We start from the raw sequence: 14,221 nt of genomic DNA, 5'->3' as shown, positions 1-14,221 counted from the left end.
CGGCGCGTCTTTTGGATGCGAGAAGTAGGCTCTACAACCAAAACTAGCGTTGCGCATGATGTTTTCCGAAGAGGTACCGGTTTCATGCGCGAGAAACGCTTCACACTGGCCGCAAACGCAGATGCGCCACGGGGCAGGGGATGTCGAAGAGCAACAACGTTTACAAGGACGCCTATAATCGCGGTCTGAGGCTGCTCGACGAAACCAGGAGCCTGCCTTCGGAGCCGGAGCTGGGTACGCTGCTCGGCGTCAGCCGCACGACGGTCCGCACTATCCTTGCGCGCATGGAAGAAACCGGGCTGATCGATTGGAACAAGCGCAGCAAGACGGTCCTGCGCGAACCGCGACCGGACGATTTCTTCCCCGAGGAAGAAACCGACACGCTGGCCGAGATCATCGAGCGCTCCTTCATGCGGCGGCTGCTTGCCAGCGGTGCCGAAGCCGGCATGCAGATCAACGAGCTCGAACTGGCGCGTGAGATCGGCGTCGGCACCACCAGCGTGCGCGAATTCCTGATCCGCTTCTCGCGCTTCGGGCTGATCGAGAAGCGCCGCAACAGCCACTGGGTGCTGAAAGGCTTTACCCGCGCCTTCGCGCTGGAGTTGACCGAAATCCGCGAGATGTTCGAACTGCGCTCGGCCGCAGCCTTTGCCGCTCTGCCCGAGGACAGCCCGGTGTGGGCCGACCTCGACCGCCTGGAAGACGAGCATCACCGGCTGGAGCGCGAGATCGCCGTGCGCTTCAACGAATTCTCCGAGCTTGACGAGCGCTTTCACCGGCTGATCCATCGGGCGTCGCACAACCGCTTCATCGTCGATTTCTACGACGTCATCGCCATGATCTTCCACTACCACTACCAGTGGAACAAGGCGCAGGAGCGCGAGCGCAACGAAGTCGCGGTCCAGGAGCATCTCGCCTATATCGCCGCGCTCAAATCGCGCGATCTCGCCAAGGTCGACGCCGCCTGCCGCAAGCACCTGAAATCGGCCCGCCACACGCTGCTGACGTCCATTCCCGAGGGCAGGCAGCCGCAACGCGCGTGATTGTGTTGCGTTGCCGCAGCAGCGTTTTGGCGATTTTCCGGCCGCCGGCTCCGTGCTAGAGAGCTGACGTTGCTGCGTGAAGAGGCTGGTTCTTGACCATACGCCGGAGACGATGGAGCATGCCGGTCGCGTTCGCCGCGGCGTGGCTTTTCATGCTCCAGTCGATATTCGGCGCGTTTGCTTCCGGCGTCGCACCCAACGCCTCGCAATTCGATGCTTTCGGCAACACGATCTGCACCCATGACGGTGCGGCGCAACTCCCCGCCGGCGATCCGCATCAGCAGCACATGCCGGCTTGCTGCATGCTTGGCTGCAATCTCGTTTCGGCGGTCTACGCGTCGCTGGATGCAGCCGGGAGCCTGGCTCGCAGCCTTTCCATCGAAACCATCGCCTTTTTCCTGCCGGCCTTCCGGCATCGCGATTTCGCCCGCGCCCGCACTCCGTCCAATCCGCGTGCACCACCGGCGACGGCCTGATCCGTTCTGGTTCGCGCCGCGCAACGCTTTGCCGGCGCGTTTATCGACATCGTTCGCGGCCGGCCATCGGCGCGATCCCCCTTAAAGTCCACGGAGCAATCATGTCTCACTCTTTTCGCGCTGCCGCATCCAGCCGCAGGCGCTTCGCACTGGGTCGTTTCGAGCAGCGTCTCGGCGTCGCCCTTTGCGTTCTTGCCCTCCTGTTCGCCAGCGCCCAGACGGTGTTGGCACACGAGTTCAAGCTTGGCGATCTCGAGATCGGGCACCCGTGGTCGCGGGCCACGCCAGCCGGCGCCAAGGTGGCCGGCGGCTACTTCACCATCACCAACACAGGCAGTGCGGCGGATCGCCTGCTGTCGATCACCTCCGACATTTCGGCCAAGGCCGAACTGCACGAGATGGGCGTCAGCAATGGCGTCATGACGATGCGGCCGGTCACCGGCGGCCTCGAAATCCCGGCTGGCGGCAAGGTCGCGCTGGCGCCTAACGGCTATCATTTGATGTTCATGGATTTGAAGCGGCAGCCCAAGGAGGGCGAAACGTTCTCCGCCACGCTGACCTTCGAAAAAGCCGGGCCCGTGCAGATTGAATTCGCCGTGCAAGGCATCGGCAGCGCGGCGCCCCAGGACGACGACTGACTTGGCCGCTTCGAGAGGTACCATCATGAAGAAATCTCTTTTGTCCGGCTGCGTGCTTCTTGTCCTCGGGACCAGCGCGGCCTTTGCCCACATCACGCTCGAAACGCCGGAGACCGCAGTCGGCTCGACCTACAAGGCGGTTCTTCGGGTGCCGCATGGCTGCGAGGGCAAGGCAACGACCGCCGTGCGCGTGCAGATCCCGGAAGGGGTGCTTTCGGTCAAACCGATGCCGAAGCCGGGTTGGACGCTGCAGGTCAAGAACGGCAAATACGAGAAGTCCTACCAGCTCTACGGCCAGGCAGTGACCAGCGGCGTCAAGGAGATCGACTGGAGCGCCGGCAGCCTGCCGGACGAATTCTACGACGAATTCGTCTTTCGCGCGACGCTGGCGTCCGACCTGCCGGCAGGCCAGACGCTGCATTTCCCGGTGGTGCAGGAATGTGACGGCGTTGCCGATCGCTGGATCGAGATTCCGGCGGCCGGGCAGGCTGAGGACGCGCTGGAATTTCCGGCGCCCGGCCTCAAGCTGCTGCCGAAGTGAGCTCCAGCGGCGCGCTTTGGCGGATGAGCGCGCCGCTGCTCTTGGCGGTGAGATGAGCGCGGCATCCTTCCTGCGGCAAGCTTGCATGGCCGGCAACTATTCTGGCCGGCTTCTGGCTGGGCTGCTGGCCGTCGTCGTGCTGCTCGCCGTAATTGCCATGCCTGATCCAGCCTTCGCCCACGCGGCGCTGATCAAGGCCGAGCCGGCTGACGGTGCGGTGCTGGCGCAGAGCCCGTCGCAGATGTCGCTGACCTTCAGCGAGCCGGTTTCGCCGCTGGTGCTGACAATGGTGCGGGCCGACGGGACGTCGATCCCGCTGAGCTCTTTCCGGCTCAGTGGCCAGACCGTCGAGATCGACAATCCGCAGGCGCTGACGTCGGGCACGCATGTGCTGAGCTGGCGGGTAATCTCCGCCGACGGCCATCCGGTCGGCGGCTCGGTGCTGTTCTCGGTCGGTGCGCCGAGTGCTGCGCCGGCCGCCTCCGAAGCTGTCGACCGGGCGCTTCGAACGGCGATCTGGATCGGCAAGGTTTTTCTATACATCGGCCTGTTTTTCGGTGTCGGCGGTGCCTTTGCGCTAGGCTGGCTGGCGCAAGGCGGCCGATCCGGCCAGAACATGATCGTCGCCGCGATCCTGTGCGGGCTGGCCGCCGCACTTTTGTCGCTCGGTTTCCAGGGGCTGGATGCACTCGGCGCCCCGCTTGCCCGGCTGGCGCAGCCGGTCATCTGGCAGACCGGGCTTGGCACCAGCTTCGGCTGGACGGTGCTGATCGCGCTGATGGCGCTCGGCCTGAGCCTATTATCGCTGGTCATGCCGCCCGCCGACGCAAAGCCGCTGGCCTTGGCCGGACTGGTTGGCGTTGGCGCAGCACTTGCCGCCAGCGGGCATGCCAGTGCCGCCGAGCCGCAATGGCTGACCCGGCCGATGGTGTTTCTGCACGCCACTGGTATCGCGATTTGGTCCGGGGCGCTGGCGCCGCTCGGTCTTGCCTTGAAACGGCAGCCGGACAAAGCCGGGCCGTTGCTGCGCCGGTTTTCACGAGCGATCCTGTTCGTCGTGGCGGTGCTTGCGGCAGCCGGCATCGTGCTCGCCGTCATCCAGGTGCAAACGCCGTCGGCGCTGGTCCATACCGCTTATGGCCGGCTGCTGCTGCTCAAGCTGGTGCTGCTCGTCTTTCTGTTCACGCTCGCCGCCGTCAATCGCTTCAAGCTTACGGCCCCGGCTGAGGCGGGCGAAACGGAAGTCCAGCGGCGGCTGGCCCGCTCGATCTTTATCGAGGTGCTGATCGTGCTGGCGATCTTCGGCGTTGCCGCCGGCTGGCGCTTCACGCCGCCGCCGCGCGCGCTGGCGATCGCCGCGGCACAGCCGGCGTCGGTGCATATCCACACGCTGCAAGCGATGGCCGATCTCAGCATTGCGCCCGGGCACACCGGACCTGTTGCCGCTTCGATCTTCATCATGACCGGCGATTTCGGCCCGCTCGACGCCAAGCAGGTAACGCTGGTCCTGTCAAAGCCCGATTCCGGCATCGAGCCCATCAAACGCCCGGCGACGAGGCTTGGCGACGGCACCTGGCGCGTCGACGATCTCGTCATTCCGGTCGCCGGCCGGTGGACGGCGCGGCTCGATATCCTGGTCTCGGATTTCGAGATGGTGAAGATAGAGGCGCCGATCGACATCAGGCCGTGACGAGAGCGCTGGTCCACGCAAGACAATTCGGCGAGGCGGTTGACGCGGCCGCGAACCCCCGTCAATCATCGCCATCAAGAATGGGCGTCCAACCCAATCGCGGGCTCAAACCAACAAGATCCGAAAGCAGGGAAGAAACGATGGAAAAAGCCGAAATAGGCCTGATCGGCCTTGGCACGATGGGCTCCAACCTGGCGCTCAATATCGCCGAGAAGGGGCACCGCATCGCCGTCTTCAATCGCACCGCGGCGCGCACCGATGCCTTTGTCGAAAATGCCGGCGCGCTTCGGGATAGGGTGGTGCCCTGCTACAGCCTCGAAGAACTGGCCGCCGCGATCCGGCCGCCGCGGCCGATCATCATCATGGTGCTGGCCGGCAAGCCGGTCGACGAGCAGATCGCGGCATTGCGCGGTGTGCTGTCGGCCAACGATATCGTCATCGACGCCGGCAATGCCAATTTCCGCGATACGATGCGGCGCTTCTCCGAACTTACCGATTCGGGCCTGACCTTCATCGGCATGGGCGTGTCCGGCGGCGAGGAGGGCGCACGCCACGGTCCCTCTATCATGGTCGGCGGCACCGAAGAGTCCTGGAAGCGCGTCGAAAAGGTGCTGACCGCGATCTCGGCCAAGTTCAAGGGCGAGCCTTGCGCGGCGTGGCTTGGCACCGACGGCGCCGGCCATTTCGTCAAGACCATCCACAACGGCATCGAATATGCCGACATGCAGATGATCGCCGAGATCTACGGCATCTTGCGCGACGGGCTCGGCATGGGGCCGAAAGAGATCGCTGAGGTGTTTTCCCAGTGGAACACGGGCAGGCTCAATTCGTACCTGATCGAGATCACCGCCAAGGTGCTGGCCGCCGACGATCCCAAGACCGGCAAACCGGTGGTCGACATCATCCTCGACCGCGCCGGCCAGAAAGGCACCGGCAAATGGTCGGTGATCGAGGCGCAGCAGCTCGGCATCCCGGCCACCGCGATCGAGGCGGCTGTGGCGGCACGCGTACTGTCGTCGATCAAGGACGAGCGGCTTGCCGCCGAAAAGGTCTATGCCGGCGGCGTGAGCAAGATTTCCGGAGACAGGGACGCCCTGCTCGCCGATCTCGAGCTGGCTCTGTTTGCTGGCAAGATCGCCGCCTACGCACAAGGGTTCGCGGTGATGAGCGGCGCGTCGAAGGAATTCAACTGGAACCTGCCGATGCCGGTCATCGCCAAGATCTGGCGAGCCGGCTGCATCATCCGCTCGCAATTGCTGGATACGATGGCGGAAGCCTTCGGCGCCGGCGGCGCGGCGACCAACCTCTTGATGGCGCCGGCTTTCGTTTCATTGATGCAGGAGGCACATCCGTCGCTTCGCCGTGTCGTCGCAAGGGCGGCCGAAGCCGGCTCGCCGGTGCCGGCGCTGTCATCGGCGCTTGCCTATTTCGACAGCTATCGGCAGGGCCGCGGCACGTCGAACCTGCTCCAGGCGCAGCGCGATTTCTTCGGCGCGCACGGCTTCGAGCGCATCGATGGGCAGGGTGCGTTCCATGGCCCGTGGGGAAGTGGCGCGGCGGGTTAGCGCCGCGACTTGGACCTAGAGTCCAATTTTGCGGTTGCGGCAGACATCTCCAGCGACCAACTGGGGGTCGGGTCGCGCCAGGAACCTGCTGTGCCGGTAGACACGATTGACGGGTCTCATCGGTATCGGCGGAGCCGCAAATCTGTGGTAAGCCGCCGCTCAACCAACCAAAGGACGACACCTGTGAGCGAACCGACCGTGGCCCAGGCGACCGAAAGTATCTATGCCTCGCTGCGGGCGGACAATGCCGACATCGACGCACATATCGCGACGCTTAAAGCGGCGCTGACACGAGAAGGGATAAAACAGGCGGTGTTCGATCCGACCAAGTTGGCGCAGAACAACCGCTCGGGGCGCAAGTTGATGCAGGCCTATTTTCGGCAGCGCGGCGTGAGCGTGAGGTTTTCGGACTAGTAGAGCCGCGCGCGGGTGATCTCAAGCGCGCCGTTGGGAGTTCTCGGACCGGTCCGGCGGTTCGCCATCTGGACGTCGGACTGCGCCGCATGTCGGTCATTGCGAATTATTGTGCAGGTCCCAAAAGCAGACGTCACAATTTCTTCGAATTGACTGAGTGTGAAATGGGACTTTCACACTGAGGCTGGATCCACGCAAGTCGAACCAGTCCTACTACATCGCGTCGCCTCAACAAATTTGCATCGGTGCACAGAGTGGGACCTGGATGTCGGCCGGGTCGTCTTGGTCAGATCGCAAACCGTCGTTTATCGGCGCAGCCTGCGGGCTGCATTTGCTTTTCTGGGGACGAGAGCCGGTCCAACTCTAACAGCGCCGCCCGCTAGCCCCTATATTGAGGTGAGGGGACCGCGAGATGTGCATCGGGACTTGGATTCGCAACCGCTTCTATGTCGCGGCATTAAACATCGCAGCCAGAAAGCCCGTGCCGGAGCGGCTTTTTATCACCGGCTCTTCCGCGAGCGGCAACGACTGCGTTCACATGTGGTTCTACGACCCCGCCGACATGAACAGGCAAATCATGGTTGGCCCACTAGGTCCGCTTGCTGCGTCGGCGCACTACTACAACGAGCCCACCGGCGTGGCCTACGCCTGTAGTATCCCAAGGGCTGGTTTGCAGGATTTCGGCTTCAAGGCCGAACATTATTTCAAAGGCCATCGCATCACTACGACGGAGGCCTGGCGCTTCGTGGTCGGTCAGTGGGCCCTGTCCCATTGGATCTATCACCTTAAAGACCGATGGGCACAGGCACGGTTCAATCGAAAACCGCTTGTGCGGCAGGGTCGTATTGATGTCCTCCGCTACTTCGTCTCGAACACGATCGCGAAGAGCGGCTTCACATCCGATCGGACAGACCTGATTTGGAAGCTGTATTCCCTTCGCAGCTTCCGGCACCCGGAGCGCGAAGCCACCGCGAACTATTACGGGCTTACCCTCGCGTCGCTTGTGGAATCAAAGGAGCTGACCCAGGAGGCCGGCAACTATCGACTGTCGCCCAGCGGCATCTCGGGGTTGATTGCTTACGAGCTGGAGGAGAGACGGTTCAAACAGAACGCCCGGTTGCAGGCTATCCTTGCCGTATTGTCCGGCGTTCTCATTCTCGTTGGCATCGCACAGGTTGTTGTAAGTTATCTGGCGGTGCCTTCCATTCGATAACTGAGGCTCGAGCGTACCAAAACGTGCTACAGGCCGATGACTCCGGCAATTATATCGCTAGGCTACGGCCTATGCGGAGGGACATATGGACGACAACAACGATCTGTTCAGCAGCGTAGGCGAGGTCAGCGAAGACGACCTCAATATCAAGCCTAAAGACTTCCAGGAAATGGTGGTTGCACCCACCGATTGGACTATTGGCGTTCTGGTAGACCTGCTGAAGCGGAAGAAAATCGACCTTCAGCCCAACTATCAGCGCCGAATCGCTTGGACGACCGACAAGATGTCCAAGTTCATTGAGAGCCTGTTCCTCCGGCTGCCAGTCCCACAGATCGTCCTTGCGGAAACGCAACCGGGCCGTTTTGCGGTTATTGACGGCAAGCAGCGCCTGAACTCGCTGGCCCGGTTCTGTCTGGATACGAAGGACCCGCTGCGGCTCAAAGGCTGCGAATATCGGTCAGACCTTGAAAATCTGACGTATGACGAGATGCAGCAGAAGCCGGCACTGGAAGGCGCTCTGGATGCGTTTCAGTCTCACACTGTTCGAACCACGGTCATCAAGAACTGGTCGAACGAACTCCTGTATCTGCTCTTCCTGCGCCTGAATCAGAACAGCGTGACGCTGTCGCCTCAGGAGTTGCGACGCGCTCTGTTCCCGGGACCATTCGTGAACTGGCTCGACGACATGACGACGGCCTCAGCAGGCATGCAGATGATCTTTACGAAAGTGCCCGATTTCCGGATGCGCGATATGGAGGTTGCCACGCGCTATATCGGGTTTCAGCTCTTCGGCGGGTCTTATGTCGGCAACATGAAGCAGTTTCTAGACGATGTGACTTCCTACTGCACCAAGGACTGGAAAGGCATGGAGCCGATCCTGGACGAAACGTGGCACCGCTTTGAGATTGGCGTTGAAGCCACCGTCAAGATCTTTGGCTACGACGCTTATAAGGTCTGGCAGGAGGGGCGATTCCTTATGGCTAAGAACCGGGCGGTCATGGACATCATGAATTACTATTTCTCGGACCCACAGACCGCGGCCGCTGCCATTCAATCTGCCGATGCCGTTCGGGATGCCTTCAAGGGCCTGTGCGAACACAACGAAGCGTTCGTCCGGTCGCTGCAGGTGTCAACCAAAACCGAGGATGCGACACAGATCCGCTTCAACGAGTGGCGTCACGCGCTGGTACACACAATCGGGAACGGTGTGATCCAATACCCGTCGCAGAATTTCCAATTCTGAACCTGCCATGGTCACCCGTCTTTTCAGGGACCTTGAAGCACGGCTCCGGCATCTCGTGGCGCAATTACCCGCGCAACCTGCCGCACCAGCCACATTCGCGCCACCAGTCATTCACGACGCCGCATCCATCTACGCGGTTATGACACATGCTGCATGCGAAGCCTACATGGAAGACCGATGCAAGGAAGCAGCGGATGAAGCCCTTGCGGACTACACGACTTTGAACAAGCTCGGGCGGATAGCCAAGCACCTCTGCATCTTCCCCTTCTTCAAACCAACCGGCGATACCAAAGATCTGGAAAAGGTCGCACCACTAATCGGTGTTCCCGGTTGCGGAATCTGGATGAAGCCATCCGTGGTCACTGCGTCTCAACCCGAGATCAAAACTGCTTTGGAAAAAGGCCACAAGCTGTACCTGGGCCAAATAACGAAAAATCACGGTATGGCATATAACTATCAGTTCAACCTTTTGGCCCTCATCGGTGTCGACATCGGCGCCTTTGACCCAACCTTCAAATCAAGGGTTTCCACGCTTGCAGCACTACGGGGCGAGGCCGCTCACAGGAACGTGGTCGCGGCCCAAACTATCCCGCCACTGAGCGATCTGGTGAATTGGACGAGCGACCTCATTGCCGGTTACAAGGCGTTGGACAAGGAATTAACACGGTTGAGGCGTGTTAAGGCCTGACCATCTTCGCGAGCAGTACATTCGAGAAAGCGTGTCACCCTTGGCTGGCCCTTGTGGATGGCATGCCCGAAGGGCAGGGACGATTGCGCCGAGTGGCGCGCAAAACACAGCGGAATGGCTTGGGAGTGGTCTGCACGTTGCCCCATCCCCTGACTGGCACGGGGATAATGAATCTCGGCTGGGGAGCAACATTGTTCACCAGTGTCCAGGAAGACCGCCACGCAGCCTAACGCGGCTACGCGGGCGAGGTTGGCACGATCTTGCGAATTCACCCTCAGATTCTGAGTACGCTATCAGTATTTGGCAAGCGTTGCATTTGTTCCTTGCGGAGCATTTGGACACGCTCCAGCTGCGACGGTGGCCTATTTGTGCCGAGGCGGTGAGCAACAAACCGCTCCTGCTTATCGTTATGGCCGTAGACCACCTCAGTAGCGCTTTCCACCACCGTCAAATTCACGAGCCTTGCGAGCTGGGTCTTCGTGCGACTCCTCAGAAAAGTCGAATGGCGTCGGCTGTGAACCGCTACAAACAAATGGTGCGGCCCTATCGGAAGCAGAATGTGGGATTCGGGCAGGTTTAGCTGCTCTGTGATGATAACAGGACGATCGGAGGTGAGCAGGCTGAAGTCGGTGCCTTCAAGCGAAACGATTGACCAGTACATGTTTCGGATCGTGCCGGAGATGTTGGCATGGGCGATCATCTTTTTCGCTATTCCCATGGCCGATTCTTCGTAGACGGAATCGTCCTGCCCATCCAGAAACTCTGCCAGGGACAGAGGATCTGATTCACGCCGGGCTTCCGTGTATTTGTCCTGCATATCGGGGATCGACATTATCCAGTCATCCCGGATATTGGCTTTCAGCGTTTTGATGTCCGCTGGCATCCGGAAAAGCAAGCTTAACAGGAAGCGAGTCCACGCCTGCCGGTAGGGCTTGGTCAGCTTTTCCCCGTCCTTGTGCTGGAGCATGAGTTGCATGGACCGCGCAGCGCCGCTGTCGACTGGAGCAAGGAACGTGCTTTCGAATTGCTGGGCGACTTCCGGCGACATTCCTTTCATCTCGTAAGGCGGCGAACAAAGCCGGTGGCGGCGGGATAGATGGAGTTCACCCGCACATCCCCGGTTACGGCCTTCCTAAACTCGTCCTCAGGCCGCATCCATCGCTTGAGGTAGAAGATCGGCAGGAAATGATGCTTCAGCGGATCCGACATGATGGCCGGATGTATCTGACCCTCAGGCAGTTTTAAAGGCCCGCGGCATCACCGTATTTGGCGAACTTGTTGGGCGTCGACTTCCGCCGCCACTTCTCCGATCCGCTTTCTTTGCTGCCGTCGAGCGCACAGTAGGTTTCGCCGCCGAACTCCTGCGCCATCCGCTCAGCCTGAAACGCCTCTTTGAACCGGAAGGCCAGATATCGCCCCGTCGTATGCCCCTTCTAACGGAGGGAAGGAACTGCGAGCGGGCACGCTAATATCGTGAACCCGTGTCAATGCACCTCACCCTCTAGCGCCTGTCTGGAATTTCTCGGGATCGACCCCCGATGCCAGCAGGGTGAATGTCGCACTGTCGACGCCCTTCGGGGAAAAGTCCCACCACCAGATTACTCCCGCGAGGGGGGTAATTTTCCGAACAGCACTATGACGTGCCCGATGCTACCGCTGTAGCTTGATATCTTTTTGAGCAGGCAAAACCGGATTTGCCCCCGTCGCGGTGGCCATTCCCCGACATGATCTGGCGCTTCCCGTGCTTCTGGACGAGACATCATAACCGGAGCATCGCGGCGCATAGAGGAGGAGCCGTTTAGCGTATAAGTCCCACTCGGGCGCAGCGTGATAGCTTAGGGCGGTTTCGCGTCGCAAACAGTAGTCAGTCCGCTCCCGGCCCCAAGGTTGCCAGTCAGCAGCGCGCATTTTGCAGCCAAGTGGAATCACTCGGCGTCACAGAAATGCGGCTAACACAAATAGATGGAGCCGGGTGCCAGTTCACTTTGAACATATCCCGCTCACGCCGGGCGGCGATAGGCCTGCACTTCGCCCGGTTCGCTCAGGCTCTGCAGTGAGCCAGGTGCGGCGCCGCCGATCCAGCCCAGCACGGAGCGGGCGAGCTCGGCGCCGGCCAGCCGGAAGTTCTCGTTGACGACCAGCAATTCGCTGCGAAACAGGTGGAGAAGCTCCGACGATTGTTTGGACACCACATCGACGTCGCGGCCGAGCTTGAGGCCGGCGTCTTCGATGCCGGCGACGATGGCGAGCGTGGCGGCGGCCGCGCTGCTGATGAAACCATCCGGGCGGTTTTCGCGGCGCATCAGCTGCGCGGTCCGCATTCTGATCTGCTCGATCGAATGATCGATCGAAACGGTGTTGAACGGGATTTCGCTGGCGCCGACCTCGCTCAGCGCATCGGCAAAGCCGGCGAGTGTATGGCCGTGATAGGTCAGTTCGACGGGCGGCGCCAGCAGTGCCAGCCTTCGGCGGCCGAGGCCGGCCAGATGGCGCACCGCCTCGGCCGCGAAAGCGTAATTGTCGAAATCGTGGTAGGGATGGATCAGCCCCATATCGGTGCGGCCATGCGTGGCAAAGGGAATGCCGCGCTCCAGCATATAACGGGCCCTCGGATCGTTCGGCTGCGTGCGCGAAATGATGACGCCGTCGGCTGAACCGGTTTCCACGAGGTAGCGGATCGGGTCGAGCGGATCCTGCGAGCGCGAGTAGGGTGTCACGATCAAATGGTAGGGTGTGTCGGCAATGACTTCGGAAACGCCGTAGATGATATCCGAGACAAAGCTCATGATTTCGTGCTCGGTGTTGAGCACCAGGCTGATGACATTGGTCTTGCCGGTGCGCAGGCGGACGCCGGCACGGTTGGGCCGATAACCGATCTGCTTGGCGACAAGCTGGACGCGCCGCCTGGTCTCGGCGCCGATCTCGGGCGCATCCTTCAGCGCGCGCGACACGGTGGTGACGCCCAGCCCGGTCATGAAGGCGAGCGTCTTCAGTGTCGGCCGGCCCTGGCCCGACGCTTCGTCGGCCTTCTCTTTTTGATGCCTGTTCATTCATCCCGCCCCGTCAGGCGCATAACAGTTGCCGGACAGGCCGGCAATCGGCCGGCCGCGGGTTCGCCGCGGGCCCTCACCGAATGAAACCGCTATATACTGAAACGTTACAGATTGTCACGACCATCGCCATATCACTGGTGACAGATGCAGAACGAGCGGTGCTGCAGTCGGTGCAAAACCGTGATTGGAACGGGCTTTTCCGATTTTTTGGCGTCGCAGCATTCCATTTTTGCAGTGCAACCCCTCTTGTTGCGATGCGGTAGGCCGACGAGCCGTCCGATTTTATTCGCGCTTCGAAAAAACTTGATGCCACCTTCGCCTGAGGGGTTGCGCGCCTCAAGCAATTGCCGTATCGAAAATCTGTAACGTTTCAGATTCTGGGAGGAACGAAATGCGATACCAACTCATGACTGCTGCGCTGGCTGCGACGGTCGCGCTGCAATTTGCCGGCCCGGCGGCCGCGACGGATCTGGAAGTCACCCATTGGTGGACCTCCGGCGGCGAGGCGGCAGCGGTCGCCGAACTCGCCAAGGCTTTCGACGCAACCGGCAATCACTGGGTTGACGGCGCCATCGCCGGTTCCGGCGGCACGGCGCGGCCGATCATGATCAGCCGCATCACCGGCGGCGACCCGATGGGCGCGACCCAGTTCAATCACGGCCGGCAGGCGGAAGAATTGGTGCAGGCCGGGCTGATGCGCGACCTCACCGATCTCGCCACCAAGGAAAAGTGGACGGAAATCGTGCAGCCGAAGAGCCTGCTCGACGGCTGTACCCTCGACGGCAAGATCTATTGCGTGCCGGTCAATATCCACTCCTGGCAGTGGCTGTGGCTGTCGAACGCGGCCTTCGAAAAAGCCGGCGTGCCGGTGCCGAAGAACTGGAATGAATATGTCGCTGCGGCGCCCGCGCTTGAAAAGGCAGGCATCCAGCCGCTCGCGGTCGGCGGCCAGCCCTGGCAAGCCTCCGGCGCTTTCGACGTGCTGCTTGCGGCGGTCGGCGGCACCGACGCCTTCCTCAAGGTCTACAAGGACAAGGACGCGGAATTCGCCGCCGGGCCCGAGGTCGCCAAGGTCTTCAAGGCCGCGGACGATGCCCGCAAGATGGCCAAGAACACCAATGTGCAGGACTGGAACCAGGCCACCAATCTGGTCATCACCGGCAAGGCCGGCGGCCAGATCATGGGTGACTGGGCGCAGGGCGAGTTCCAGGTTGCCGGCCAGACCGCCGGCAAGGACTATACTTGCCTTCCGGGCCTCGGTCTCAACGAGGTCATCGCCACCGGCGGCGACGCTTTCTACTTCCCGCTGCTGAAGGATCCCGAAAAATCGAAGGCACAGGAAGTGCTGGCCCACACGCTGCTTGATCCCAAGACGCAGGTCGCCTTCAATCTCAAGAAAGGTTCGCTGCCGGTGCGCGGCGACGTCGACCTCAAGGCGGCGAACGACTGCATGAAGAAGGGGCTCGAAATTCTCGCCAAGGGCAATGTCATGCCCTGGACCGACCAGCTGCTTTCGCAGGATACGCAGAAGCAGAAGGAGGATCTGTTCTCCGAGTTCTTCGCCAAGCAGGACATGACCGTGGAAGATGCGCAGAAGCGCTTCGCCGCCATCGTCGGTTCGGCCGATTGAGCGATCGACCAACCACCTCACTCCCGC

General features: G+C 61.3%; 14 protein-coding genes. 11 read left to right on the top strand and 3 right to left on the bottom strand.

The annotated features are described in order from the left end of the window. Positions 1-140: 140 nt before the first annotated feature. The 10 genes from NKI59_RS06615 (at position 141) to NKI59_RS06570 (ending at position 9,511) form a co-directional block, all read left to right on the top strand. Positions 141-1,043: a GntR family transcriptional regulator gene (locus NKI59_RS06615; protein ID WP_352448373.1), complete on the top strand. Its 903-nt coding sequence runs from the start codon at positions 141-143 to the stop codon at positions 1,041-1,043. A 119-nt stretch (positions 1,044-1,162) separates the two neighbouring features. Further along, entirely contained in the window at positions 1,163-1,519 is a 357-nt protein-coding gene (locus NKI59_RS06610) for a DUF2946 family protein (protein ID WP_352448372.1), read from the top strand. A gap of 101 nt (positions 1,520-1,620) precedes the next feature. Then, on the top strand, positions 1,621-2,157 hold the full coding sequence (locus NKI59_RS06605) for a copper chaperone PCu(A)C (RefSeq protein WP_352448371.1): 537 nt from the start codon (positions 1,621-1,623) through the stop codon (positions 2,155-2,157). A 25-nt stretch (positions 2,158-2,182) separates the two neighbouring features. Next, entirely contained in the window at positions 2,183-2,698 is a 516-nt protein-coding gene (locus tag NKI59_RS06600; RefSeq protein ID WP_352474101.1) for a YcnI family copper-binding membrane protein, read from the top strand. Positions 2,699-2,750: 52 nt separating this feature from the next. Then, the gene (locus NKI59_RS06595) at positions 2,751-4,388 is read left to right on the top strand and encodes a copper resistance CopC/CopD family protein (RefSeq protein ID WP_352703107.1); all 1,638 of its coding nucleotides are present in this window, start codon (positions 2,751-2,753) and stop codon (positions 4,386-4,388) included. A gap of 140 nt (positions 4,389-4,528) precedes the next feature. Next, the gene (gene gnd / locus NKI59_RS06590) at positions 4,529-5,953 is read left to right on the top strand and encodes an NADP-dependent phosphogluconate dehydrogenase (protein ID WP_352703105.1); all 1,425 of its coding nucleotides are present in this window, start codon (positions 4,529-4,531) and stop codon (positions 5,951-5,953) included. A gap of 183 nt (positions 5,954-6,136) precedes the next feature. After that, positions 6,137-6,367, top strand: coding sequence for a hypothetical protein (locus NKI59_RS06585; protein ID WP_095488311.1), 231 nt, complete (start codon positions 6,137-6,139; stop codon positions 6,365-6,367). 412 nt (positions 6,368-6,779) lie between these two features. Beyond that, positions 6,780-7,580 (top strand): hypothetical protein, encoded by an 801-nt coding sequence (locus NKI59_RS06580; protein ID WP_352703103.1) that lies wholly within the window; start codon positions 6,780-6,782, stop codon positions 7,578-7,580. Positions 7,581-7,665: 85 nt separating this feature from the next. Next, the gene (locus tag NKI59_RS06575) at positions 7,666-8,823 is read left to right on the top strand and encodes a DUF262 domain-containing protein (protein WP_352703100.1); all 1,158 of its coding nucleotides are present in this window, start codon (positions 7,666-7,668) and stop codon (positions 8,821-8,823) included. A 7-nt stretch (positions 8,824-8,830) separates the two neighbouring features. After that, the gene (locus NKI59_RS06570) at positions 8,831-9,511 is read left to right on the top strand and encodes a hypothetical protein (RefSeq protein ID WP_352703098.1); all 681 of its coding nucleotides are present in this window, start codon (positions 8,831-8,833) and stop codon (positions 9,509-9,511) included. A gap of 274 nt (positions 9,512-9,785) precedes the next feature. Here NKI59_RS06570 and NKI59_RS06565 read toward each other — a convergent pair whose 3' ends face one another. The 3 genes from NKI59_RS06565 to NKI59_RS06555 all read right to left on the bottom strand — a co-directional run bounded on the left by NKI59_RS06565 (position 9,786) and on the right by NKI59_RS06555 (position 12,561). Beyond that, the gene (locus NKI59_RS06565) at positions 9,786-10,568 is read right to left on the bottom strand and encodes a DUF4238 domain-containing protein (protein WP_502901029.1); all 783 of its coding nucleotides are present in this window, start codon (positions 10,566-10,568) and stop codon (positions 9,786-9,788) included. A 184-nt stretch (positions 10,569-10,752) separates the two neighbouring features. Further along, positions 10,753-10,881 carry a hypothetical protein gene (locus tag NKI59_RS06560; RefSeq protein WP_352703094.1) on the bottom strand — a complete coding sequence of 43 codons (129 nt, stop codon included), beginning with the start codon at positions 10,879-10,881 and terminating at the stop codon, positions 10,753-10,755. A 630-nt stretch (positions 10,882-11,511) separates the two neighbouring features. Continuing rightward, entirely contained in the window at positions 11,512-12,561 is a 1,050-nt protein-coding gene (locus NKI59_RS06555) for a LacI family transcriptional regulator (protein ID WP_352703092.1), read from the bottom strand. 394 nt (positions 12,562-12,955) lie between these two features. Between NKI59_RS06555 and NKI59_RS06550 the strand changes: the two genes are divergently transcribed. Then, positions 12,956-14,194: an ABC transporter substrate-binding protein gene (locus NKI59_RS06550; protein WP_352456792.1), complete on the top strand. Its 1,239-nt coding sequence runs from the start codon at positions 12,956-12,958 to the stop codon at positions 14,192-14,194. Positions 14,195-14,221: the final 27 nt, after the last annotated feature.

Source organism: Mesorhizobium sp. M0598, assembly GCF_040320865.1.
Taxonomy (GTDB): Bacteria; Pseudomonadota; Alphaproteobacteria; order Rhizobiales; family Rhizobiaceae; genus Mesorhizobium.
This window is presented reverse-complemented; position numbering and strand designations above follow the sequence as displayed.

Excerpts from the sequence above, each read along its gene's own strand:
- NKI59_RS06615 (WP_352448373.1), top strand. The coding sequence starts at position 141 with ATGTCGAAGAGCAACAACGTTTACAAGGACGCCTATAATCGCGGTCTG.
- NKI59_RS06610 (WP_352448372.1), top strand. The coding sequence starts at position 1,163 with ATGCCGGTCGCGTTCGCCGCGGCGTGGCTTTTCATGCTCCAGTCGATA.
- NKI59_RS06605 (WP_352448371.1), top strand. The coding sequence starts at position 1,621 with ATGTCTCACTCTTTTCGCGCTGCCGCATCCAGCCGCAGGCGCTTCGCA.
- NKI59_RS06600 (WP_352474101.1), top strand. The coding sequence starts at position 2,183 with ATGAAGAAATCTCTTTTGTCCGGCTGCGTGCTTCTTGTCCTCGGGACC.
- NKI59_RS06595 (WP_352703107.1), top strand. The coding sequence starts at position 2,751 with ATGAGCGCGGCATCCTTCCTGCGGCAAGCTTGCATGGCCGGCAACTAT.
- gnd (WP_352703105.1), top strand. The coding sequence starts at position 4,529 with ATGGAAAAAGCCGAAATAGGCCTGATCGGCCTTGGCACGATGGGCTCC.
- NKI59_RS06580 (WP_352703103.1), top strand. The coding sequence starts at position 6,780 with ATGTGCATCGGGACTTGGATTCGCAACCGCTTCTATGTCGCGGCATTA.
- NKI59_RS06575 (WP_352703100.1), top strand. The coding sequence starts at position 7,666 with ATGGACGACAACAACGATCTGTTCAGCAGCGTAGGCGAGGTCAGCGAA.
- NKI59_RS06570 (WP_352703098.1), top strand. The coding sequence starts at position 8,831 with ATGGTCACCCGTCTTTTCAGGGACCTTGAAGCACGGCTCCGGCATCTC.
- NKI59_RS06565 (WP_502901029.1), bottom strand. The coding sequence starts at position 10,568 with ATGAAAGGAATGTCGCCGGAAGTCGCCCAGCAATTCGAAAGCACGTTC.
- NKI59_RS06560 (WP_352703094.1), bottom strand. The coding sequence starts at position 10,881 with ATGGCGCAGGAGTTCGGCGGCGAAACCTACTGTGCGCTCGACGGCAGC.
- NKI59_RS06555 (WP_352703092.1), bottom strand. The coding sequence starts at position 12,561 with ATGAACAGGCATCAAAAAGAGAAGGCCGACGAAGCGTCGGGCCAGGGC.
- NKI59_RS06550 (WP_352456792.1), top strand. The coding sequence starts at position 12,956 with ATGCGATACCAACTCATGACTGCTGCGCTGGCTGCGACGGTCGCGCTG.